Origin of the sequence: Arthrobacter ulcerisalmonis, from assembly GCF_900609065.1 — a bacterium.
GTDB classification, from domain to species: domain Bacteria; phylum Actinomycetota; class Actinomycetes; order Actinomycetales; family Micrococcaceae; genus Arthrobacter; species Arthrobacter ulcerisalmonis.
The window spans coordinates 86252-109138 of sequence record NZ_UXAU01000024.1 but is presented as its reverse complement, the minus strand read 5'-3'; the positions used below and the strand labels follow the sequence as shown (position 1 = coordinate 109138).

Below are 22887 nucleotides of genomic sequence, written 5' to 3'. Positions count from 1 at the left end.
CCCCCCGCGGGGGTGGGCGCGCGCGGCCGCCGGGGGGGGGGGGGGGGGGGGGGCCCCCCCCCCCCCCCCCCCCCATCGGGGGGGGCGGTGCGGCCCGCCCCCCCGCCCCCCCCCCCCCCCCCCCCCCCCACCCCCTTCGTCTCCACCCCCACTCCCGGGCGTCCGCCCGACATTTAGGTGTGCAGCAGGCTGGGCGCGGCGCCGAGCAGCTTGCGGGTGTAGTCATTGCTGGGGGTGTCAAAGACCTGCGCGGCGGGGCCCTGTTCGACGATGTTGCCGAAGTACATGACGCAGATCCGGTCCGAGACGTAGCGCACGGTCTGGATGTCGTGCGAGATAAACACCAGGCCGAGGTTCAGCCGGGTCTTCAGGTCGGAGAGCAGGTTCAGCACCTGTGCCCGCACCGAGACGTCGAGGGCCGAGGTGGGCTCGTCCGCCACGATGATGTCCGGGTCCAGGGCCAGTGCCCGGGCAATTGCCACGCGCTGGCGCTGTCCACCGGAAACCTGCGACGGCGTCACCTCGGCTGCCGAGGCCGGCAAACCAACCAGCGCCAGCAGCTCCTTGACCTTGGCAGCGCGGGACGCCGCGGTTCCGATCCCGTGGATCTGGAGTGGGTCCGTGAGGATGTCCGCAATGGTCATGCGGGGGTTCAGCGCAGTGGCAGGGTCCTGGAAAACCACCGAAACGGAGCGGCCAAATTCCTTCCGCATGGCGGCGTTCCGCTTGATGGCCGGCTTGCCGTGGAACAGCACCTCGCCGGACGTGGGCGCCTGCAGGCCTACCAACACGGAGGCCAGGGTGGACTTGCCACAACCGGACTCGCCCACGATGCCGACGGTTTCACCACGGCTGATGCTGAAGTCCACGCCATCCACCGCTTTGACGATGGTGGGCTTGAAGAGCGATCCGGAGCGGGCACGGTGGTGGACTTTGACGTTTTTGAGTTCAATGACCGGAGAGCTCATTTCGCATCCTCCTTGAGGTGGCTGGCCCAGAAGTGTTCGGTGTTGGAGGCGCCGGTGGAGCTGGCGGCAACCGAGGACTTGGGAGACACCGAGGTGAGAACCAAGCGTTGGTTGGGATCGGCGTCGGCCCGCAGGGACCTTGGCGCGAACCGGTCGCCAGGAGCGAAGTCCTGCGGCGAGGGGACGGTGCCGGGGATTTGGTGCAGCCGGGTGGCGTCGGCCTCGATGGAGAGGACAGCGCCGAGGAGGCCGCGGGTGTATTCGTGGCGGGGATCCTGCAAGAGCGCTGAGGTCTGTGCGGATTCCACTACCTGACCGGCGTACATGACGGTCACGCGGTGAGCCAGCGAGGCCACCAGGGCCAGGTCGTGGCTGACGAACACCATGGCGAACCCGAGCTCTTCACGGAGCTCGTTGAGCAGGTCAACCACCTGCTTCTGCACCGTGACGTCGAGGGCCGTGGTGGGCTCATCGGCCACCACGATCTTCGGCGAACGGGACAGGGCCATGGCGATCAAGACGCGCTGGCGCTGGCCACCGGAGAGCTCGTGCGGGTAGCTTGCCAAGGTCCGGACCGGGTCCAGCTTGACCAGTTCCAGCAACTCGGTGGGCGTCTTGCGACCGCCGCGCCGGGTCAACTGGGACATCTGGTCCTTGATCTTCATGGACGGGTTCAGCGAGCTCAATGCGTCCTGGTAGACCATGGCGATCTGTTCGCCGCGGAGGCCCTGGTAAGCCTTGATGCTGCTGTGCTTGAGGGCGGGGTCCAGCAGTTCCTTGCCATCGAACGTGATGGAGCCGGTGATTTCCGCCGTCTTGGGCAACAACCCCATGATGGCCAAGGAGGTGATGGACTTTCCGCAACCGGATTCGCCCACCAGCGCCATGGTTTCGCCTTCCTTCACGGTGAAGGAGACGTTGTCCACGATGGCCGTTGGACCGAAGCGGCCCGGGAACCGGATGGACAGGTTTTTGACTTCAAGCACGGTCCGGGCGCTGGCCGCAACCTGAGGGAGCCGGTCGGTGCGGGTGGCTTCCACCGCCGCGAGGCGGTCCAGCTCTTCGTCCAGCCGGGCGTTCGGGTTTGCGGACTCAAGGGGAGCGCCGAGGTCCGGCACGCCGGCACCTGCTCCCATGCCGTCGTCGGATAGGCTGTGCCGCGGCGCGGCCTGTACTCCGTCGAGTTCGTGTTGTTCCACGACGGAGCCTTGGGCGACCGAGGTGCCGATCACGGAGTCGACAGCGGTGATGGCGTCAGCGCCGTCGTCGTCCTTGACCACCGGTGCGCGGCGGAGCTTGGGGTTGACCATGGCATCCGTGAGGCCTTCGGCGAGGATGTTCAGGGCCAGCACCGTGAGCAGGATGGTGAGACCGGCGAAGGTGGTGGCCCACCAGCCGCCGGAGAGGACCAGGTTGCGGCCGTAGGAGATCACGTTGCCCCAGGACGGGGCGGGATCCTGGACGCCTGCGCCCAGGAAGGACAGCGACGCTTCGAGGATGATGGCGTCAGCCACCATGACCGTGGCGAACACCAGGACCGGGGCGGCGGTGTTGCGGACAATGTGCTTGAGCAGGATGTAGAAGCGGCCAGCACCGATGACCCGCTCGGCACGGACGTAATCCTCGCCGTACTGCGAGAGCACGTTGGCGCGGACCACGCGGGCCAGTTGGGGGGTGTAGATGATGGCGATCGCCACGATGATGGTGGGCACCGAGTTGCCGAATGCTGCCAGCAGCACGGCGGCCAGGGCGATGCCGGGGAATGCCATCAGGATGTCCATGATGCGCATGATCAGCTCATTGACGGTCTTGCTGGACGTGGCTGCCAGGGATCCCAACAGCGCTCCCACCAGGACCGCGAGAGCTACGGCGCCGAGGCCGATCATCAGCGAAGACTGCGAACCGAACAGCAACCGGGAGAAGATATCGCGGCCCAACCGGTCGGTGCCGAAGAGGTGCTCGCCGCCGGGAGGGGTGGCCGGGGTGAAGGATTCCAGGGGATCGTGCGGCGCCAGAACGGGGGCGAAGATAGCGGCCGCGGCAATGATCACAAGGAAGACGAGGGCCAAGCGGGAGCTCCAGGGCAGGGCCTTGAAGCGGAGTCCGGGGGCGCTCAGGCGTTCAGCGAGTTTGCTGCGCATGGGTCACACGGTCCTGATTCGGGGGTTGATGAGCAGGTAGAGAAGGTCAACGGCGATGTTCACCAGGACGAAGGTGACGGAAATGGTGAGCACCACGCCCTGCACCAGGTTGACGTCCAGGTTGGTGATGCCGTTGAGGATCAGCTGGCCCATGCCGGGCAGCGCGAAGATCATTTCGATCACCACGGCGCCGCCCAGCAGGTAGCCAACGCGCAGGCCCAGCACGGTCACCGGGGTCACCAGGGCGTTACGGAGGACGTTCTTGGAGACCACTTCGCGGTACGGTACGCCGTTGCCTACGGCCGTTCGGACGTAGTCGCGGTCCAGTTCCTCCACCATCGAAGTGCGAACCACCCGGATGAGGGAAGCGGAGACGGGGATGCCCAAGGCCAAGGCCGGCAGGGCCATGGAGTTGAGCCAGCCGCCAAAGCCGGATTCCGGCGTCGCGATTCCACCGGAGGGGAACAGCGGGTTGCTGCCGAGGGCGAACCACTGGATCAGCAAGATACCCAGCCAGAACGACGGCGTTGCTACCGCCGCGATGGAGAAGACACGAACCACCTGGTCCTGCCACTTATCCCGGTACAGGGCACCGATGATGCCGAACACCAACGACACCACCACGGCGATGATGACGCCGAGGAAGGTCAGTTGCAGCGTCAGGGGAAACGCCGTGGCGATCATACCGGCAACCGGCTTGGCGGGCGGCGTGGTGACGCCGAGGTCGAACTGCAGGAGCCGGCCCAGGAAACTGATGTACTGCAGGGGCAGGGGGTCGTTGAGTCCGTTGGACTCGCGGTACTGTTCTTTGGCCTCTTCGCTGGCACCTTCGCCCAGGGCACTGCTGGCCTGGTCGCCCGGTGCTGCCTGGAGGACCAGGAAGACTAACAGCGTGATGCCCAAAATCATGAGGGGCAACGCTGCGAGCCGTCTGCCCAGCAGTCGCAATATGGTGGTCAATGTCTTCTCCGTCGATCAGATCAGGCCGTGCGGCCCACACCAACGAAGGAAACTCCGGTGGTGGGGAGGGGCGCGAAGCCGCTGAGTTTGGTGGAATCCCAGGCGCTGGGGAGCTGGCGGTGGAACATCGGGTAGAGGGGAACTTCCTCGGAGACCAGGTCGACGATCTGGCCGGTGAGTGCCTTGGCGTCCGACGACGACGCGCGGCCGGCTTTGGACATCAGGTCCACGAGGGTGGCGCGCTCCGGAGTGGTGGCCCAGTAGGCGCGGTTCTTCATCCAGGTGTCACCGGCGTAGAACCAGCTGAGCAGCAGGTCAGCGTCGTTGCCGAAGACGGAGGGATCGCCGGGAGCCGCAACGACGGTGTAGTCGCCCTTGGCCACGCGGTCTGAATACAAAGCACCGGACTGAAGGTTCTTCAGGGTGACCTTGACGCCGGGGATCTTATTCCAGGACTCGAGCATCAGCGGCGCGACGTCCTTGACCCAGGCGGTGTCGGTGGTGAGGAGTTCGAATTCGAGGCTGGTGACGCCGGCTTCCTTGAGCAGGTCTGCTGCCTTCTGGGCGTCGTAGCCATAGACGTTCTTGGCCTTGACGTAGTCCGGGTGGCCTTCCTGGAAGTAAGACGATGCCGGCTTGGCGTTGCCGAACAGGGCCTTCTTGATGATGGCGTCCTTGTCCAGGCCGTAGTGCAGTGCCTGGCGCACCTTCTTATTGTCGAACGGAGCTGCAGAGCAGTTGAACATCAGGAACATCAAGCCGAAGGACTGGACAGCCTCCACGTTGGACTTGGCCTTCAGGCCGTCCACGTCCAGGTAAGGGACGTCTTCAATGGCCTGGACGCGGCCCGACTGCATGGCGGTCACGCGGGCGGCAGCATCGGAGAGCAGGAGCCAGGTCATGCCCTTGGCCAGTGCCGGCATGGGGCCGTTGTAGGCGCTGTTGGCTTCGAAGATGATCTTGTCGTCCTTGACGGCGGAGATCAGCTTGTAGGGGCCGGTGCCGATGGGGGCAGCGTCGAAAGCCTTGAGCTGGTCGGAGCCCACCGGGAAGTTGGTGAGTGCCTTGGGGACAATCTTCACCACGGAGATGCGGGGACCGAAGCCCGGGAAGCCGTACTTGAGGGTGAACTCCACGGTCTTGGCGTCGACCGCCTTGACCTCTTGGATGAAGGGGATGAACTGGGAGAACAGGGACTTGTTGGCCGGGTCCATCACGCGGGTGAAGGAGAAGACAACGTCCTCGGTGGTGACGGGGGAGCCGTTGTGGAACATGGCGCCGTCACGGAGGGTGACCCGGTAGGTGGTCTCGTTGACCATGGTGGGGTCCGAGGCGGCGAGGGCGTTGTAGGCCTTGCGCGTTGCCGGGTGAAGTTCCACCAGGCCCTCGAAGGTGTGCAGGTTGGCGGCCATGGGAGTGGCGCCGGAGGAGGAGATGGGATCAAAACCGGTGGACAGGGCGTAGGAGATGCCTGCCTCGATGGTGAGGTCCTTGTTGATGGCTGCCGTGTTGGTGGCGGAACCGGTGGTGGTGGATGCGGGTCCACCACAAGCTGCCACTGAGGTGGTGATTGCTGCTGCGATGCCCATGGCACCGGAGATCTTGAGGAAATTGCGGCGGCTGGCGTCATTGACCAGCGGCAGGGTCTTAAGGGTATTCATGAGGGCCTCACCATTCGAAAGGGTTTATCGGATGTAGGATGTCCGAGCTCGTAAGAAAACTGTAAGGGGCATCACAGGTGTTCGTCAAGAGGCTCGCCCGGTTTGCGCCCGGCGGGGGAGATTGATCCTGGTTGCCCGACGTCCAGGAGCTGTTCAGAGATCTCACCTGTCGTGGTGTTGAAGGCGAACTTCTTGCCGATCCGGACCTGCCCGCCGTCCACTTCTGCCGTGATTTCGTAGCTGAGAGTTGCTGCCCCTGCCGCTATGTCGGCGCTCGTGACGGTGTAGGCGGGGGTGAAGAAGCGCGCTTCCTCGCTGGGGTTGAGGCTAGTGGGTCCGAAGGCGTCCGCTCCGGGCCCGTGCAGGGTGACCGCTGTTGCTGGTGCTACGTCGTTGTTCGTGACCAGACCAGTGAAGGCGAAGATATCGCCTGCCTTGTAGCCCGGGATGATGGGGCCGTAGTTCAAATCCTGGGCTTCCCTGGTGCCGAGAATTTGTTGGGCACCGTAGCCATGGCCGATCTCTTTCCAGGTGTGGGCGTCCCAACTGGCATCGCTGGCTGGCAGCGCGTGCGATTCGCCCAGGTCTTGCCAATCTGCCGGCCTGCCAGGGGTGATGGAGCGCAGTACCATGCTGAAGTCCAGGCCGCCCTTGGTGGGGTTGCCGGTATCTTCTGCCGCCAGGAGCAGCGCCGTGGGCACCGACGCGAAGACAATGTCCCGGTACCCCTGGCGTTCATAGAGGACGCCAATGTTCCCGTCTGGAAGCCGGCAGGCGGTGGAGTAGGCGGAACTGCCGGGGCACAGCACCAGCTTCCTGGGCCAGCTGGCACCGTTGTCCGTGGAGAGGCTGAGGGTGGTATTCCGGCGGAGCACGGGGTCGTTGTTGTTGCTGGCCAGCAACCAGCCGTCGGTCTCTGGAGCGGCGTGCTGCGCTACTCCCGGCAACCCGTCGAATCGCGTCAGGGAGCCGTTGTCGCTGGGGTCCGGGAGATCTGGAATCGGGGTCAAGTCACTCCAGGAGGCGCCGCCGTCGTCCGAGTATGCGGCGAGTCGGACCGGAGTGGCCCGCGAATGCAGGAGGAGGCGCCCATCATGCAGCGCCACCACCTTGTTTTCGTTGGGATTCACGCCGTGGGGGCCGGGGCCCAGTAATTTCCCCAGGGTCCACGAATCGCCGTGATCATCGCTGTACGCGGACGCGGCCATGATCTGCCCCGCCACCAAGAGCACGAACTGCTGCACCAAGCGGCCGGAGAAGGGGCCGGTATGGATTTGGATGCCCTGGCCGGCGGCGGCGAAGAGGCCGGTGACGCCGGGGACCTTGAGTTGGTCGGTGAGCCTGCGGTGCTGCCAGGTGTGGCCGTCGTCGTCGGAGAAGCTGAGGTCGGCGTGCTGGACTGCATCGTCCGGTTCGAGCCCTTCCACTGCCTCGAAAAACCCTGCGTGCGTGCCGGCGGCGTGGAACATGATGATCCGGCCGGTTTCGCTGTCCACCAGCAGGCTGGGATCCCCGAACCCCTGCAGCCCGACGCCGGAACGCACCACCTGCTGATCCGTCCAGGTCCGCCCGCTGTCGCTGCTGCGCCGGACCAGAAGGTCGATCGGATTGGGCAGATCGTCCAGGTTGGGACGGCCGTCGTAGGCGGCCAGGACGGTGCCGGCGCGGGTGGCGGCGAGGGCGGGAATGCGGTACTGGCGATAGCCGCCCACGCCGCGGGTGGCCAGCACCTGTTCGTGGATGGCTAGGAGATGGGATGTCATACAAGCATCCTAGGTTGCGGTCACCCGTGATGTTAGGGCTCTGGCGTAAATGACGGAGGGGCTAGTCAGACACAGAGATACAACGTATCTTGTAGGACGTTGTATGTATGAGCTACGACACATGCCCTCCCGATTGCACCAGCAGAACGAGGACCCCCATGAGAAACCAAAAACCCGCACTTCGCGGCGCGGCACGCATCCTCGGCGCCGGCGCCGCTGGACTGGCGCTGCTCGCCACCGGCATCCTGCCGGCACACGCCGCACCTATCCCGTCCACCAATCCCGCTACCCCGCCGGGGAGCTTTGCCGAGCAGAACCTCGGCACCGATCGCACGGCGGCCAACTTCTTCTACCGGATCCCGGCCCTTTCCTACCTGGGTAACAACGTTGTCCTCGCAGCGTGGGACGGCCGGCCGGGCAGTGCCGCAGACGCTCCCCAAGCCAACTCGATCGTGCAGCGCCGCAGTACCGATGGTGGCGCCACCTGGGGGCCGGTGCAGACCATCGCCGCAGGTGAGGTAGGAAATGCGAGTACCCCCAAGTACGGCTACAGCGATCCCTCCTACATTGTCGATGCGGAGGCAGGCAAGGTCTTCGCCTTCTTCGTCTACTCCAAGGACCAGGGCTTTGGCGGCAGCCAGTTCGGCAACAACGATGCTGACCGGAACGTCATTTCCTCCGCGGTGATCGAATCCTCGGATGGCGGTGTGACCTGGGGCGCGCCGCGCCTGATCACCAACGTGACCAAACCCGGCACCAGCAAGACCAACCCGGTGCCGGGAGATGTCCGGTCCAACTTTGCATCCTCCGGCGAAGGCATCCAGCTCAAGTACGGTGCCTACAAGGGCCGACTCATCCAGCAATATGCCGGCGATGTCCGGCAGGCCGATGGGACCAACAAGATCCAGGCTTACAGTGTCTATTCGGATGACCATGGCGCCACATGGCAAAAGGGCGCCAACGTGGGCGACCGGATGGACGAAAACAAGACCGTGGAACTCTCCGATGGCCGCGTCCTGTTGAACTCCCGCGACAACGCCAACCTGGGCTACCGCAAGGTGGCGGTGTCAACGGACGGCGGCGCCACGTACGGCCCGGTCAGCCAAGACACCGAGCTGCCGGATCCCGCCAACAACGGCTCCATTTCGCGGATGTTCCCCAACGCGGCGCAGGGCTCCGCTGACGCCAAAAAGCTCGTCTTCACCAACTCGAATTCCAAGACAGCCCGCGAGAACGTCTCCGTCCGGGTGTCCTGCGATGACGGCGCAACATGGCCAGGTGTGCGGACCCTCCGCGCCGGATTCTCCGCGTACTCCACCATCACCCGGCTGCAGGACGGCAAGTTTGGCGTGCTCTACGAGGGCAATTACACCGACAGCATGCAGTACGCCGCCTTCGATGATGCCTGGCTGAACTATGCGTGCGCGCCGCTGACCGTTCCCGGTACAGCAGTCACCGCCGGCGGAACCACCCAGGTTCCGGTCACCGTCAGCAACCAGGAAGCGGCGACGCTGACCGGCGCAACGGCGACTGTCTATACGCCTGCAGGATGGTCGGCAACCACCGTGCCGGTCCCCGCCGTCGCGCCCGGAGCGTCCGCTACCGTCAGTGTGGCGCTGACCGCTCCCGCTGGTGCCAGCGGGGCGCAGAACCTCAACGCTGCGTTCACGACGGCGGATGGCCGGGTGTCGCAGACGACGTTTGCTGCCACCGCGCCCGTCAACGCCCAGGTGGGGCTGACCATCACGGGAACGGCCCCCGCCAGGGACGTGCAGGCCAACCCCTACGCAGTGGGGGAGACCATCACCTACAGCTTGTCCGTGAAGAGCACCTCCACCGTGACGGCGAACGCTGTGCCGGTCTCCGGGACGTTCGACTCCGGGTTCCTGCCGCCGTCGGCCCCCAACTGCCGGTTCAACAACCTGGCGGCTGGCGCGTCCTTCAACTGCACCACGGCCAAGCATGTGGTCACGGCTGCGGACGTGCAGCGCGGCTACTTTGTGCCGGCGGCGAGCTTTAGCATCACCGCCAGCGCCACCCCGTCACTCACCAAAACGGTGCCCTTCACCGGTGCCGGGGTTGCCTTGCGTGACGGCCTGGTGAGTGCCGATATCAGCGGCGCCAGGGCCGACGTCGGGCGTGACCTGGCAACCCAGCCGTACGCGGCGGGGGAGCAGGTGCCGTACACGTTCACGGCGGCCAACACCAGCCCGCTGGCGACCAAAGTGGTTCCCACGGCCGGTAACTTCAGCCCATTCGTGCCCGAAGGCGCCGGGAACTGCCGCTACTCCGTGCTGCCGGCCGGACAGTCGTACACCTGCGCCACGCCGCGCCACACGGTGACCGCAGCGGAAGCCGCACAGGGTTACTTCACGCCGTCGACCACCTGGGAAGTTTCCGCCGCAGGTCAGGGCACCAAGACCTACACGGTGGACGGCGGCGAGGTGGACCTGAAGGTCCGCGACGCCAAGCTTGATGGCACGGTCACTGCGGCATGGGCAGATTCCGACGGCGACCGGTACGCCAGCGCCGGCGACCTGGTCACCTACACGTACACGGTGGGGAACGCGGGCAACGTGCCGCTGACCGGCCTGTCTGCCGACGCCGCGGGGATCACGACGGCGGCGCTCGCCGCTGGTGAGTCCGTGTCTGCCACCCGCGAATACCGCCTGACCGCCGCCGATGTTGCGGCGGGCTCCCTGGCGCCGGCGTCCTTCGAGGCCACGGCCGCCAACGGCTCCCGGCCCGCCGCAGTGACGGTGACAGGGGACGCGTTGACGTTGAACCTGCAGCCGGCCAAGCCGGTCTCTGAACCGGCTGCATCCAAGTTGAAGCTGGCGAGCGCCACGTCCCCCATCGATCTGCAGACCGAGGACAAGTACGCCACCGGGCAGAAGGTTGTCCTGCAGGGCGTGGAGTTCGGCCAGTGGTACTACGTCTACCTGAACAAGAAGGCCGACCGCATCGGCTGGCTCTTCCCCACCGTGTCCAACACGCTGGAGTTCGTTCTGCCTGCCAGCGTTGGCAATGGCCGCGATGACGTGGTGGTGCTGGATTCTTCAGGCGCCGTGGTGGCCTTTGATCGGTTGCAGGTGACGCCGAAGGGGTAGCCGGCTCGGCTTTTCTCACGCCGCCTCGAACCTGCTGCGCCTCTGCGGTGCGGGAGGTTCGGGGCGGCGCTGGTCCTCGGATGAAGACCGCGTGCGCCGTACTGGAGCAGTCCGACAAGGCTTGCATCGTGAGTGTCAGCGGTGCGCTGCTGGACCGGCGCAACGCAGAAGTGCACCAAAAATGCACCATGAACACTCTCGAAATGCAGAAAACCCCCGGTTTGCCGGGGGTTTTCATTCGCGGTGACGGTGGGATTTGAACCCACGTTGGCTTTTACACCAAACAACATTTCGAGTGTTGCACCTTCGGCCGCTCGGACACGTCACCAACCTGAATAGGTTACCGGAGTGAAGGGTCCAACCCCAAAACGGCCCAAACAAGGAAACAGGCAGGGGTACCGGAACCCGCAGAGCGGGGGTTTCCCCACCGCGGCGCGGCGACTAGATTCATAAGCAAGATGACTACTTCCAGAAGAACAGCCACCGCCTACTGGACCACAGGCCCCGAACAGGGTGAGCTCCGCACGGAGGAGCTGCCGCCGCTGCAGCCGGGAGAGGTGCTGGTCCGGGCGCTGTACTCCGGCATCAGCAAGGGCACCGAAATGGTGGTGCACAACGGCAACGTTCCGGAACGGGTGGCTGACGAGATGCGGGCACCGCGGCAGGAAGGCGACTTCCCCGGGCCTGTGAAGTTCGGCTACCTGTCTGTCGGGGTGGTGGAGGAGGGGCCAGCAGAGTGGCTGGGGCAGCGGGTGTTCTGCCTGAACCCGCACCAGGATTGGTATGTGGTTCCAGTGGAGTCACTCACGCGGATCCCGGACAACGTCCCCTCCCAACGGGCCGTCCTCACCGGCACCGTGGAAACCGCCATCAACGGGCTCTGGGAGGCTGGGCCCAGGATCGGGGACCGGGTCGCCGTGATCGGAGCGGGCTTGGTGGGCGGAATGGTGGCCGCGCTGCTGCGGAAATTCCCGCTGGACCGGCTGCAACTGATCGACCTTGATCCAGGCCGAAAAGCGCTCGCCGACGCCGTGAACGTAGATTTCACTCACCCGGACCAAGCCAGCAGCGACTGCGACATCGTCTTCAACTGCTCCGCCTCCCAAGAAGGCCTCGAACGGAGCCTGCAGCTGGTAGGCGACGAGGGCGACGTCATCGAGATGTCCTGGTTCGCTAACCGCGTGGTCACCCTGCCGCTCGGCGAAGATTTCCATGCCCGCAGGTTGTCCATCCGCGCCAGCCAAGTCGGTGTGGTGGCCCGCGCCCGCCGGCACCGGAGGACCACCGCCGACAGGTTGGAACTCGCCGTCGGGCTCCTTGCCGATCCCGTCTTCGACGCCTTCCTCAGTGGCACCTCACCCTTCGCCGAGCTCCCCGCCGCAGTTCAAGCCTTGGCCGACGGCGAACTCGACGCCCTCTGCCACGTCATCGAATACCCGCAGCCAGAAGTCCAGGAGTCCTGATGTTCAGTCTCACCGTCCGCCGCCACTTCATGATCGCCCACAGCCTGCCGCGCCCCGTCTTCGGGCCTGCCCAGGGCCTGCACGGTGCAACCTTCGTCGCGGAGGTGACCTTCCGGCGTCGTGCGCTGAACACCGACGCGATCGTTCTCGATATCGGCGCGGCCGGGACCATCATCGAAGAGGTCCTGGCCGACCTTAACTACAAGAACCTAGACGAGCACCCGGCTTTCGCCGGCAAGCTCAGCACCACCGAGGCGCTGGCGGAATTCGTTGCCCGGGCGGTGGCGGCCAAAATCAAAAACACGGACGACGGCGCCGAGCTCGCAGGCGTCGACGTCACCCTGCGCGAAAATCCGGACGCCTGGGCCACCTTCGCGCTCGACCTCAGCTGACGCGGCGGAAAATCAGGACTGGGTGCGGTGCCCGGCGAAGAACGTCCGCAGCAGCTGCGCGCACTCGTCCTCGCGCACCCCGGCGTACACCTCAACCCAATGGTTCAACCGGCGCTCCCGCAGCACGTCGAACACCGACCCCGCCGCACCAGCCTTCTCGTCCCAAGCGCCGAAAACCACGCGCGGAATGCGGGCCAGCACAATCGCCCCCGCGCACATGGCGCACGGCTCCAGCGTGACCACCAGGGTGCAGTCGGAAAGCCGCCAGCCATCGGAGGCAGCCCGCGACCGAAGCGCTGCCGCGGCCTCCCGGATGGCAACCACCTCGGCATGGGCGGTGGGGTCGCCCAGCTCCTCGCGACGGTTCCGGCCCAAACCCAGCACGCCGCCGTCGGGCCCCACCACCACCGCACCGATGGGCACATCCTCGGTGCTGAGCGCTGCCCGCGCCTCGGCCAGGGCAAGGCCCATCCACGCGTCGTGTCCATCAGCTGCCGGGGCCATGCCTCAATGATAGTTTCGAGGGACCGTCGAGCCGTGACGCGCAGTCGCCAGGAGGCATCATGAGTACCGTCCGCGATCGTGTGGACCGCTGGATCAAGCCCTACGCCACCTTCTGGGTGACTATGCTGATCGGCGGAGCGCTGGTCATCACGCTCGCCCTCCTCGGCGCGGAAGTCTATGAAGATGTGGTGGACGATCAAGGCCTCGCCACCCTGGACCTCCCGGCCCTCCAGTTCGCTGAGTCGCTCCGCAACCCCGATGCCAACGCGTGGGTCACGGCGTTCACCAACCTTGGCGGCGCAATAGGCATGACCATCGTGGCAACCATCTTCACCGCCTGGCTTACCTTCCTCAGCCGAACCTGGCGGCCGTTCCTCATGGTGGCCGGCGCTGCGGCGGTCTCGCTCACCGTCACCTCAGTGGGCAAACGGCTAGTGGGCCGGTCCCGGCCCGACTTCGCGGACGCCGTCCCGCCCTACGAAACCTCACCGTCCTTCCCCAGCGGCCACACCCTGAACACCACCGTGGTGATCGGCGTGCTGGTCTACCTCATGTGCCTGCAATTCACGGTTCTATGGGCGCGGATTACGGCGATCACGGCCGGCGCGCTGTTCATCGCGGCCATCGGGTTGAGCCGCGTCTTCCTGGGCCACCACTGGTTGACGGACGTGATGGCCGGCTGGCTACTGGGCCTCGCGTGGGTTGGTCTGGTGATCCTGGCCCACCGGCTGTTTCACCTAGCGCGCCGAAAATCGCGGGAAACCGCTGCAAGGAACGACGACGGCGGCACGGCCACCGGGGCAGGCGCCGTCTAGGCAGCGGGCTGAGGGAGTCCACCGAATGGTAGTTTTAGACCCATGCGCACTCTCGTTGTGGACCACCCGCTGGTCGCCCATAAGCTCACCGTCCTGCGGGACAAGAACACTCCCTCGCCGGTCTTCCGGCAGCTGACCGAAGAACTGGTCACCCTCCTGGCCTACGAAGCTACGCGGGACGTCCGCACCCAGCCGGTCACCATCGAAACGCCGGTCAGCACCACGGTGGGCACCGCGTTCACCAAGCCCACCCCGCTGGTGGTCCCCATCCTTCGCGCCGGGCTGGGCATGTTGGAGGGCATGACCAAACTGGTCCCCACCGCGGAGGTCGGCTTCCTGGGCATGGCCCGCGATGAGGAAAGCCTGGAGATCATTACCTACGCCGAGCGCCTCCCCGAGGACCTCACGGACCGGCAGATCTTCGTCCTGGACCCCATGCTGGCCACCGGCGGAACCCTGCGCGAGGCCATCAAGTTCCTTTTTAAGCGTGGCGCCTCCGACGTCACCTGCATCTGCCTGCTCGCGGCACCGGAAGGCCTGTCCAAGCTGGAAGAAGAGCTGTCCGACGCCAACGTGACCATCGTCCTCGCCTCCATCGACGAGAAGCTCAACGAAAAGTCCTACATTGTCCCGGGCTTGGGCGACGCTGGCGATCGGCTCTACGGCATCGCCGGGTAGCCAGCCGGCCGCCGTCGCGCATTCCGTTCTGACCCAGCCCTAGTTTTGGTCCACCCGCCAGGACTACCCTGAGCGCATGGACTGGAAACTTGAGCTCGTATTGGTGCCCGTATCCGACGTCGACCGTGCCCGTGACTTTTACGTCAACCAGGTGGGGTTTGTCCTTGACCATGACATGCGCGTCAATGAGAACCTGCGCTTTGTGCAGATGACGCCGCCAGGCTCCGGCTGCTCGATTTGTATCGGCGAGGGCCTCTCGGACGCGCCGGCTGGGTCAGCGCCGAACCTGCAGTTGGTGGTCCCCGACATCGAGGAGGCGCACCGGCACCTTAAGGACAACGGTGTGGACGTTACGGACATTTCGGACCCTGGCTGGGGCGAGTTTGTGTACTTCAAGGACCCGGACGGTAACCAGTGGGCTGTGCAGTGCATGGCGAAGCTAAAGCCGCTGGGGAGTTAGCTTGGGTTCAGGTCCGCGACGATCTTCGCGATCCGGCGGGCCCGGGTCTCAGCCGTCTTGACTAGGCTGATCGGCTCTACCAGGCGGCGCTGGTTGCTGTAGTTGAGGGCGGCGTAGGCACTGGACGCTACCGGATCTGCGGCCAGTGCGGCCGCCAAATCAGCCGGCACCTCAACGATGCGCGGCTCGGTATCAACCACCACGTCCACCTCCACGGAGTCGCCCGCGCGTGCGCAGGTCAGTTCACGGTTGGCGGCGCTGAGCCCGATCAGGTACTGCCCAGACATGACGGCAATGCTGCTTCGGTAAGACGCTCCGTTGAGGGTGACCACCACCGGCGGCCGCTTTCCAGCCGCCAAGGCTTCCACCACGTGCTCGGGAACTTCGATGCCGGTCTTGTTGCCACTGCCGACAATGACGGTTGTAAATTTCATGCCCCTTAGTATGCTGCCGGCAGGACCGCGGCGCCATCCCTGGCGATTCCGCGTTCCTGCCGGCAGGCTCCCTTGAGCTGTTGGGCCGTCAGGCGCTGTTTAGTACCAGTTGTTGGCCAAGTGGAAGTTCAAAGCCGCTGCGGGGGAGCCGTAGCGTTCCTTGATGTAGTTCAAGCCCCAGTTGATCTGGGTGCGGTAGTTGGTGAGGTAGTCAGCACCAGAGCTCGCCATTTTTTCGGCCGGCAGGGACTGGACAATGCCGTAGGCGCCGCTGCTCGCGTTGGTGGCCGTGGTGGTCCAATCGGACTCCTTGGTCCAGAGCGTCACCAGGCTGGGCATCTGGTCAGCAGACCAGCCATATGCGGCGAGCTGGCTGGCAGCATATGCCTGCGCGCCGGCCGGATCGTTCACGGCGACGGCGGGAGCCGGCTCAGGCGCAGGGGGTGCAACCGGGGCCGGGGCAGGCGCTACGGGTTCAGCGGCGGGGGCCGGCTCCGCTGCTGGAGCGGGAGCGGCGGCTGCCGGCGCCTCCTCAACCGACTGCGGGGCCACGCTGATATCGGCCGGAGCTGCGGATTCGGCCGGGTTGGACCGGATCTCGCTCTTCTCCAGGCTCATCGACGATTCAGCATCGGTACTGGCCGACTGGGTGCTCGACGCAACCGGGGTGAAAGCGGAGTTGCTGGCCTGGCCAACAGCTCCGACGCCGATCATCAGGGCGCAGGACGCCGCGATGATGGCGCTGCGCCGGCCCAGGAACGGGAGGGCGCGTTTTTTGCTGCTGTGGAGCCCGTGTTTAGGGCGTGGTTCTACTGGGAATTCAGACATGGTGGATCGCCTCTCACACCTGCGGAGTTAGCTGTCGGGTTCGGATGAGGGCATCCGGCCATCCGGAAAAGTTCACGTGATGGCTTAACCCCAAGGGCATACAGTGCCCGGGACGGTGGGTCCCCCGCCTCTGCCATAAATCCAGCGGAATCCAGGAAGCGGCAGAGCTCGGCGTCTTCTGGACATGCGGTCCGAACGGGAACCGCACCCTTTTGACGGTACAGGAGCAAACCCGTTAAGTCACATTTAGGTAACGGACATGACGACGACGGCGCGTCAGGTTGCCAGGCCGGCCCGCCGGACTGGAAGGGTCAGGGTGAATTCGGTGCGGCCGGCTTCCGACATCACCGAAACGCTGCCACCGTGCGCTTCCACGATGGAGTGGACAATCGAGAGCCCGAGGCCACTGGTCCCCTCGGCGGCCGCCGCACCCGACTGGTCACCGCTGCCCTTCCGGGCTGCGTCTGCGCGGGCAAACCGGGAGAACACCTGGTCCACAAACCCTGCCGGGATCCCGCCGCCGTCGTCCGCCACCGTCACCAACACCTCGCCAGCCCCAACCCGTACGCCCGTCATCACGGTGGTGCCGGGCGGCGTGTGCTTGCGCGCGTTGGAGAGCAGGTTCGTGAGGACCTGGCGGAGCTGGTCGGGATCGCCGAAGACCAGCACCGGTTCGTCCGGAAGTTCAAACCGCCAGCTGTGCCCGGGCGCCATCACCTTCTCGTCGCTGACGCTCTCCACCACCAGCTGGGTCAGGTCCACCTCGCTGAACTTGAGCGGCTGGCCTTCATCGAGTCGAGCGAGCAAGAGCAGGTCCTCCACCAGCGTGGTCATACGTTCCGACTGGCTCTGCACGCGGGAAAGGGACCTGGCGCCGTCGGGCGTGAAATCCTCGGTCATCCGCATCAGCTCCGTGTAGCCCCGAATAGCGGTCAGCGGCGTCCTGAGCTCGTGCGAGGCATCCGCCACGAACTGGCGTACCTTCGTCTCGCTCTTCTGCCGCGCCTCCAGCGCGCTGGCCACGTTGTCCAGCATGAGGTTCAGTGCATGTCCCACGCTGCCCACTTCGGTGCCGGGATTGGAGTTCGACGGCGGGACGCGCACGGCCAGTGCCACCTCGCCGGCATCCAGCGGCAGGCGCGAAACCTTGGTGGCCACCGCTGAAAGCTCCTCAAGCGGCTTCATGGTGCGGCGGATCAGGACCGTGCCCACCAAGCCGATCAGCAGCAGCCCACCCAGCGACACGAAGACAAACGTCCAGACCAGCGACGTCAAGGTGCTTTCCTTGGCGGCTAGCGGGAGGCCCGTGACCAGCACGCCATCATCGGACGTATTGACGGCGAGCAGCCGGTAGTCGCCGTTGGACAGGGTGCGATTGACCGGCTGTCCGTCGGTGGCCAACGCCAGCAGGATGGGCTTGTCCGTTGCGGCCAGGGGAGTGCGGGTGGTGTCTGAGGCAAGGAAGCCGCCGGTCATGACAGCACCGTCGCGGATGCTGGCATTGACGGTGCCCACGCTCTGGGCCCGTGAATCGAGGGGATCGCGGCCGCCGAAGCCACCAAAAGGTGGCCGCGGTTCATTGGCCCGCTGCGCGGCCTGGCTGAGCTGATCATCAAGTTGCCGGGTCAGGAACGCATCCATGGACGCAAAACTCACCACGCCCACAGCGCCGCAGATGGCGATGAGGAGGGCCATGGCCAGGGCAACGAGGCGTGTTCGCAGGTGCCAAGTGGTGGGCTTGAGCCAGCTTCGGGGCGGTGGTGTAGGCATGGGATTAATCGGCGGGCTTGATCACGTAGCCCGCACCGCGCACCGTATGAATCATGGGCGGGTGTACGGCGTCGATCTTCTTGCGCAGGTAGGAGATATAGAGCTCCACGATGTTGGCCTGGCCGCCGAAGTCGTAGTCCCACACTCGATCCAGGATCTGCGCCTTGCTGATGACCCGCCGCGGGTTCTCCATCAGGTACCTGAGCAGCTCGAACTGGGTGGCTGTCAATTGCACGTCATCACCGGCGCGAGTCACTTCCCGGGTATCAACGTTCAGAACCAGGTCACCTACCACCAGTTCGGCAATGTCCACGGCTGCCACGCCAGAGCGCTGCACCAGGCGGTGCAAGCGAAGCAGGACCTCTTCCATGCTGAAGGGCTTGGTGACGTAGTCGTCACCGCCGGCAGCCAGTCCCACGATCCTGTCCTGGACGGCATCCTTGGCCGTCAGGAAGAGCGCAGGCACCTCGGGCGAAAAGCCGCGGATCCGGTTGAGGACCTCCACGCCATCGAATCCGGGAAGCATCACGTCGAGAACCAGGACGTCCGGCCGGAAGTCCTTGGCTACCTTCACGGCCTCCGGACCGTCCGCTGCCACGGCCACTGACCAACCGGCCATCCGCAGGCCCATGCTCATGAGCTCGGAAAGGCTGGGTTCGTCATCCACCACCAGTGCGCGGATGGGGGAACCGTCCGGGTGGGTGAGCTGGGGGAGGTTGTTGGTCATGGAGTGCGAGGTGGCCATGAGACAACTCTCCGATCCGTCGATAAGGCCTGGCTGAGGTGTTCCTGTGCCTGGGCTGTGAATCCCAGCCTAGTCAGCTGGCCGGAAGCTGCGGGCGGTTTTGTGCTGCCCGTTGTTCCTGCCTCAGGCCTGTTTTGCAAACTGACGCGGAACTATTTCGGCCTGCCGGGGTTTGAGTGCCCAAGAGGGTTTGGCGTTCCGCGAGGATTTCGGAATTTCGCGGCTTGGTGAAGAAACATGTGCAGAAGCAGCTTATGACCAAATTAAATTCACGCAAGGACCCTGATGGGCCCTTGCAAACGGATAACGAACGTTATTATTCGCTATCGCAAGAATCGTGATTTGAACCACAAATCCTGAATTTGTCTCACAATGCGGACGAAACCGTCCATTGTTACTTGCAAGTTGCCATTGTTACGCGTCACACTTCCAATGTGAACAAGAACTCAACAGCACCTGCAGCCGCAGAATATTGGCCCAGCACACCCGCTGCTGCCGACATGCGCTGTTGTCGAATGTACGCCTGACTTCCCACCCTCCGAAGTTCTTAGGCATTCGCCCCTGCCCCTAGCCGGGCGACCTCCCCAGTTCGCAGTTCCCAGGGGAACCCAACATTCGAGCCGCACTGGCGGCCATTCACAATGAGGTAAGTCCCATGTCAGTCGCATCCGGATACGTCCATATCTCCGTCCGAAACGCAGCAAAGGCCGGCCAGCCGTCGGGCCTGCGCCCCGGTTTCGGGCAGCGCCCCACCTTGGCCCCTGCTGGCGCCAGCACCTTTGCGGCGCCGGGCTTCGTTCCCGAGGGCTACAACCCCAACTCTTATGGCCAGCTGCGAGCTGTGCCCGCCGAGCCCGCCGCCCTGACGGCGCCTACGCCGGTGGTGGCCGGACCCGGCTCCATCCGCCCGGTAGCCAATGACAACGTAGCCCGCGGCTTTGTCCTCTACATGGGCATTGATGAGGAGACCGCTGCAGCTGCTGGCACCTCGATCGCCAAGCTTGCACAGGAAATCCGCAGCTACGCCCAGTCCCTCGTGGCGGGTGCCGAGAGCTACGCTGCCGTTGCGGTAGCCCCTGCTGGAGCCTCCGGTTCCGCGCTCGACGTCGTCCGTTCCACCTTTGGCGACCCCACCATCAACGCCCGCCAGCGCACCGAAGCCATCCGTCCCAAGCACGCCCAGGAACCGCGCCCCACCGGCGTCCTGATCGACCTGGCGCGCCGCGAAGTGCACCTGGATGGCGAATCGCTGAACCTGACTTTCAAGGAATTCGAACTCCTGAACTACCTGGTGGAGAACGGGACCCGCACCGTGGGTCGTGACGAACTGCTCGAAGGCCTGTGGCGCAACGCTGAAGAGGTCCCCAACGAGCGCACCATCGACGTGCACATCCGTCGCCTGCGCTCCAAGCTGGGCCGCCTCGCCAATACCGTCCGCACCGTCCGTGGCCAGGGCTACCGCTTCTACGAGCACCCCGAAGTTGTTGTCTGGGCCGCTCCGGAATACTCGATCTAAACAGCTTCGCCGCGAAAGGCGGCACGCTCCCTTGCTTTGGGACGTGCCGCTTTTGGCTTTAAGTCCCGGTCCCTTGGTCGTTGGCTAAGCTGGGGCCATGAGTGAGCACCACGTACGCCGGTTGATTCTGATGCGCCATGCCAAGGCCGACTGGCCGGGGGGCGTAGCCGACCATGAGCGGCCGCTGGAGGCGCGGGGGCATCGGGATGCTCCGGTGGCTGGCCAGTGGCTGGTGGAAAACGGCGTCATTCCGGACTTCATTCTCTGCTCATCTGCCCTGCGAACCCGGCAGACCTGCACCTGGGTCTGTTCAGAGTTGGGTGCGCAGGCGCCCACTCCCAAACTTGAGGACGGGCTCTACGCGGCGTCAGCGCACCGGATGCTGGCCGTCATCAACCAGGTGCCGGACACGGTGACAACCCTGATGGTCATCTCGCACCTTCCCGGCGTCCAGGACCTCGTGATGCTTCTTGCTTCCCGCGATTCCGAGCAGGAGCCGTACCTGGATGCGGCCAGCCGGTATCCCACCAGCGCATTGACGGTGCTGCAATCTGACAAGCCTTGGGCAGAACTGGATGGGCAGGACGCGAAGATCACCCACTTCGCCGTCCCTAGGGCCCGCTGACACCCCCTCCCAACTAGGTAGCGCTAACTGCAGTTTTGACGGCTCAAAACTGCAGTTAGCGCTACTTGGTTGGGTGCTGCGTTGGCGGTCAGGGGCCGACGGCGATCTTGCGCAGCAAGGCAGAGGCCAGTTGGATGCCGGGACTGGCCGTCATGGTCCGGCGGTGCACCAGTCCCACATGCCGCACCTGCGGCGGGTTCGAGACCGGGACGGCCACGACGTCGGCGGGCAGCGTTCCGCGCCCCAGGCGTGGTACCAGCGCAATCACCGCCGCTTGCTGCACCAGGGCAACGTGGGTCCCAAAATCTGGATCGTAGACCCGGATATCGGGGATTCGGCCGAGGTCGGTGAAGATGCGCAGCAGGGCCTCATTGCAGATGGCACCCTGCGGTGTGCTGATCCAACGCTCGGCGACCAAGTCCGCTGGTTCCACTGAGTCTCGCCCGGCTAAAGGGTGCGCGCGGTGGACCAAGACGTCTGCCACATCTTCACTCAACCACTCGAGGCTCAGGTGTTCCGGGATGACCAGCGGAACCGAATTCCAGTTGTGCACCAAGCCCAGGTCTGCCTCGCCGTTCGAAACCCGAGCCACGGCCTCCCGCGGGTCTTCCGCCAACAGGGTCACATCCAGGTGGGGCGCAGCTTGCGCCAATTGGCCCAATAAGGGTCCTACCAGGCCGCGGCAGGCCGTGGAAAACGCCGTGATTCGCAGCCTGCCGGTGGGTTGGGCTGGATCAGCCAGGAGCGTTGACTGGAGTTCCTCCAGCTCGGCCATGATCTTCCTGCCATAGGCGGCGAGGGCAACGCCGCGTTCGGTCAACAGGACGCCCCGGCCCCGGCGCTCCAGGACCGCAAAGCCGGCTTCCTTCTCCAGCTTCTTGATCTGCTGGGAGACGGCCGAAGGGCTGTAGCCCAGCGCATCCGAGGCGGCAATCACCGTGCCGTACTGTTCAACCGCGGTCAGGGCGCGGAGCGAGCCAACATCAATCATGAAGCAACGGTACATGGTTAGCCGCCGAATTAGCCGCTGGTGCTTCATTGAATCCGCTGGCACAGTGAGAGCATGAATCTTCGCGACACCCTTCTGGCCTTGACCGTGGCCGTGCTCTGGGGCCTGAACTTCGTTGCCATCGATCTGGGCCTGCACCCTGCCGGACACGACGTTCCGCCGCTCCTGTTCGTCGCGTTGCGGTTCCTGCTGGTGGTTTTCCCCTGCATCTTCTTCATCCGAAAACCAGACATCAGCTGGGCGGCGATCCTGGGCGTCGGCCTCTTCATGAGTGCCGGGCAGTTTGGCCTGCTCTACCTCGCCATGGCATGGGGAATGCCTGCTGGCCTGGCGTCCCTGGTCCTGCAGGCGCAGGTCCTGCTCACCATTCTGTTGGCGGCGCTGTTCCTGGGCGAACGGCCCCGAAGGAAGCAGCTGGCGGGCATTGGGCTCGGAGTCCTGGGGCTCGGCGTCGTAGCTCTCGGACGGAGCGCGGCCACTCCGGTCCTCCCGCTGCTGGCAGTGTTGGCAGCCGCTCTGTCCTGGGCCGTGGGCAACGTGATCGCCAGCAAGGCGAAAGCCGCGTCCGGTTTAGGCCTGGTGGTCTGGTCGGGAGCGGTGGTGCCACTTCCTTTGGCTGGGCTGTCCCTGCTGGTGGATGGCCCGGCCGTGGTGTGGGGGACCCTCGCCACATTGCAGTGGCCCACCATCCTCAGCGCGCTCTACACCGCCATCTTTGCTTCGCTGGTGGGTTATGGAATCTGGAATCGGCTGCTGGCCACGCACCCATCCTCGGCGGTGGTTCCGTTCACCCTGCTGGTGCCCGTGGTCGGCATGAGCGCGGCTTGGCTGATCCTGGGGGAGGTGCCCAACGGCGCCGAGTTGGCGGGCGGCGTCTTGCTCCTCGGGGGCGTGGCGACGGCGGTCATCTCCCGTCGCGCTGTACGCACCCAACTGAGTAGCGCTAACTACAGTTTTGAGCCCTCAAAACTGCAGTTAGCGCTACCTGGTTGGGCGGGGACGGCGGGTGGCGGGCTTCCGTCGGGGAGCCCGCCACACCGCACCC

At 65.1% G+C, this 22887-nt stretch carries 19 protein-coding genes, 1 tRNA gene, 1 pseudogene and 1 riboswitch; of the genes and pseudogenes, 9 read left to right on the top strand and 12 right to left on the bottom strand.

Annotation, left to right across the window (positions count from 1 at the left end; genetic code table 11):
• Positions 1-173: 173 nt before the first annotated feature.
• The 5 genes from PSET11_RS08775 to PSET11_RS08755 all read right to left on the bottom strand — a co-directional run bounded on the left by PSET11_RS08775 (position 174) and on the right by PSET11_RS08755 (position 7493).
• On the bottom strand, positions 174-968 hold the full coding sequence (locus PSET11_RS08775) for an ATP-binding cassette domain-containing protein (RefSeq protein ID WP_124091719.1): 795 nt from the start codon (positions 966-968) through the stop codon (positions 174-176).
• The gene (locus PSET11_RS08770; protein WP_124091718.1) at positions 965-3109 is read right to left on the bottom strand and encodes a dipeptide/oligopeptide/nickel ABC transporter permease/ATP-binding protein; all 2145 of its coding nucleotides are present in this window, start codon (positions 3107-3109) and stop codon (positions 965-967) included. Before PSET11_RS08770 ends, PSET11_RS08775 begins: the two co-directional genes overlap by 4 nt.
• A gap of 3 nt (positions 3110-3112) precedes the next feature.
• Positions 3113-4069 (bottom strand): ABC transporter permease, encoded by a 957-nt coding sequence (locus PSET11_RS08765; protein WP_124091717.1) that lies wholly within the window; start codon positions 4067-4069, stop codon positions 3113-3115.
• Between the two features lie 20 nt (positions 4070-4089).
• Complete coding sequence (locus tag PSET11_RS08760; RefSeq protein ID WP_124091716.1) at positions 4090-5730, bottom strand: ABC transporter substrate-binding protein; 1641 nt, start codon at positions 5728-5730, stop codon at positions 4090-4092.
• 71 nt (positions 5731-5801) lie between these two features.
• Entirely contained in the window at positions 5802-7493 is a 1692-nt protein-coding gene (locus tag PSET11_RS08755; protein ID WP_124091715.1) for a sialidase family protein, read from the bottom strand.
• A gap of 158 nt (positions 7494-7651) precedes the next feature.
• Between PSET11_RS08755 and PSET11_RS08750 the strand changes: the two genes are divergently transcribed.
• Positions 7652-10603, top strand: a complete 2952-nt coding sequence (locus tag PSET11_RS08750; protein ID WP_124091714.1) for an exo-alpha-sialidase — start codon at positions 7652-7654, stop codon at positions 10601-10603.
• A gap of 241 nt (positions 10604-10844) precedes the next feature.
• Here PSET11_RS08750 and PSET11_RS08745 read toward each other — a convergent pair.
• Positions 10845-10931 (bottom strand) — tRNA-Ser (locus tag PSET11_RS08745).
• Positions 10932-11061: 130 nt separating this feature from the next.
• Between PSET11_RS08745 and PSET11_RS08740 the strand changes: the two genes are divergently transcribed.
• Positions 11062-12066, top strand: a complete 1005-nt coding sequence (locus PSET11_RS08740) for a zinc-dependent alcohol dehydrogenase (protein ID WP_124091713.1) — start codon at positions 11062-11064, stop codon at positions 12064-12066.
• The gene (locus PSET11_RS08735) at positions 12066-12458 is read left to right on the top strand and encodes a 6-pyruvoyl trahydropterin synthase family protein (protein ID WP_124091712.1); all 393 of its coding nucleotides are present in this window, start codon (positions 12066-12068) and stop codon (positions 12456-12458) included. The genes PSET11_RS08740 and PSET11_RS08735 overlap by 1 nt, the downstream gene beginning before the upstream one ends.
• Positions 12459-12470: 12 nt before the next feature.
• Here PSET11_RS08735 and tadA read toward each other — a convergent pair whose 3' ends face one another.
• Positions 12471-12962 carry a tRNA adenosine(34) deaminase TadA gene (tadA, locus tag PSET11_RS08730; protein ID WP_124091711.1) on the bottom strand — a complete coding sequence of 164 codons (492 nt, stop codon included), beginning with the start codon at positions 12960-12962 and terminating at the stop codon, positions 12471-12473.
• Between the two features lie 59 nt (positions 12963-13021).
• Between tadA and PSET11_RS08725 the strand changes: the two genes are divergently transcribed.
• The 3 genes from PSET11_RS08725 to PSET11_RS08715 all read left to right on the top strand — a co-directional run bounded on the left by PSET11_RS08725 (position 13022) and on the right by PSET11_RS08715 (position 14915).
• The gene (locus PSET11_RS08725) at positions 13022-13777 is read left to right on the top strand and encodes a phosphatase PAP2 family protein (RefSeq protein WP_124091710.1); all 756 of its coding nucleotides are present in this window, start codon (positions 13022-13024) and stop codon (positions 13775-13777) included.
• 42 nt (positions 13778-13819) lie between these two features.
• Positions 13820-14455, top strand: a complete 636-nt coding sequence (gene upp / locus PSET11_RS08720) for a uracil phosphoribosyltransferase (RefSeq protein WP_124091709.1) — start codon at positions 13820-13822, stop codon at positions 14453-14455.
• 76 nt (positions 14456-14531) lie between these two features.
• Positions 14532-14915: a VOC family protein gene (locus tag PSET11_RS08715; protein WP_124091708.1), complete on the top strand. Its 384-nt coding sequence runs from the start codon at positions 14532-14534 to the stop codon at positions 14913-14915.
• Here PSET11_RS08715 and PSET11_RS08710 read toward each other — a convergent pair.
• The 4 genes from PSET11_RS08710 to PSET11_RS08690 form a co-directional block, all read right to left on the bottom strand.
• Positions 14912-15349: a YdeI/OmpD-associated family protein gene (locus tag PSET11_RS08710; protein ID WP_124091707.1), complete on the bottom strand. Its 438-nt coding sequence runs from the start codon at positions 15347-15349 to the stop codon at positions 14912-14914. The two genes, PSET11_RS08715 and PSET11_RS08710, sit on opposite strands and share 4 nt — an antisense overlap.
• Positions 15350-15448: 99 nt before the next feature.
• Positions 15449-16177 carry an aggregation-promoting factor C-terminal-like domain-containing protein gene (locus tag PSET11_RS16650; protein WP_160118976.1) on the bottom strand — a complete coding sequence of 243 codons (729 nt, stop codon included), beginning with the start codon at positions 16175-16177 and terminating at the stop codon, positions 15449-15451.
• Between the two features lie 5 nt (positions 16178-16182).
• Positions 16183-16334: riboswitch (cyclic di-AMP (ydaO/yuaA leader) on the bottom strand.
• A gap of 119 nt (positions 16335-16453) precedes the next feature.
• Entirely contained in the window at positions 16454-17947 is a 1494-nt protein-coding gene (locus PSET11_RS08695) for a sensor histidine kinase (protein ID WP_124091704.1), read from the bottom strand.
• A 4-nt stretch (positions 17948-17951) separates the two neighbouring features.
• Positions 17952-18692, bottom strand: a complete 741-nt coding sequence (locus tag PSET11_RS08690; protein ID WP_124091703.1) for a response regulator transcription factor — start codon at positions 18690-18692, stop codon at positions 17952-17954.
• A gap of 655 nt (positions 18693-19347) precedes the next feature.
• Here PSET11_RS08690 and PSET11_RS08685 point away from each other — a divergent pair.
• Both PSET11_RS08685 and PSET11_RS08680 read left to right on the top strand, forming a co-directional pair.
• The gene (locus PSET11_RS08685; protein WP_124091702.1) at positions 19348-20208 is read left to right on the top strand and encodes a winged helix-turn-helix domain-containing protein; all 861 of its coding nucleotides are present in this window, start codon (positions 19348-19350) and stop codon (positions 20206-20208) included.
• A gap of 97 nt (positions 20209-20305) precedes the next feature.
• Positions 20306-20833: a SixA phosphatase family protein gene (locus tag PSET11_RS08680; protein WP_124091701.1), complete on the top strand. Its 528-nt coding sequence runs from the start codon at positions 20306-20308 to the stop codon at positions 20831-20833.
• Positions 20834-20921: 88 nt separating this feature from the next.
• On the opposite strand, the gene PSET11_RS08675 is transcribed toward PSET11_RS08680, so the two are convergent.
• On the bottom strand, positions 20922-21824 hold the full coding sequence (locus tag PSET11_RS08675; protein ID WP_124091700.1) for a LysR substrate-binding domain-containing protein: 903 nt from the start codon (positions 21822-21824) through the stop codon (positions 20922-20924).
• Between the two features lie 72 nt (positions 21825-21896).
• Here PSET11_RS08675 and PSET11_RS08670 point away from each other — a divergent pair.
• Positions 21897-22754 (top strand): annotated as a pseudogene (locus PSET11_RS08670) (EamA family transporter); the annotation flags it as partial.
• Positions 22755-22887: the final 133 nt, after the last annotated feature.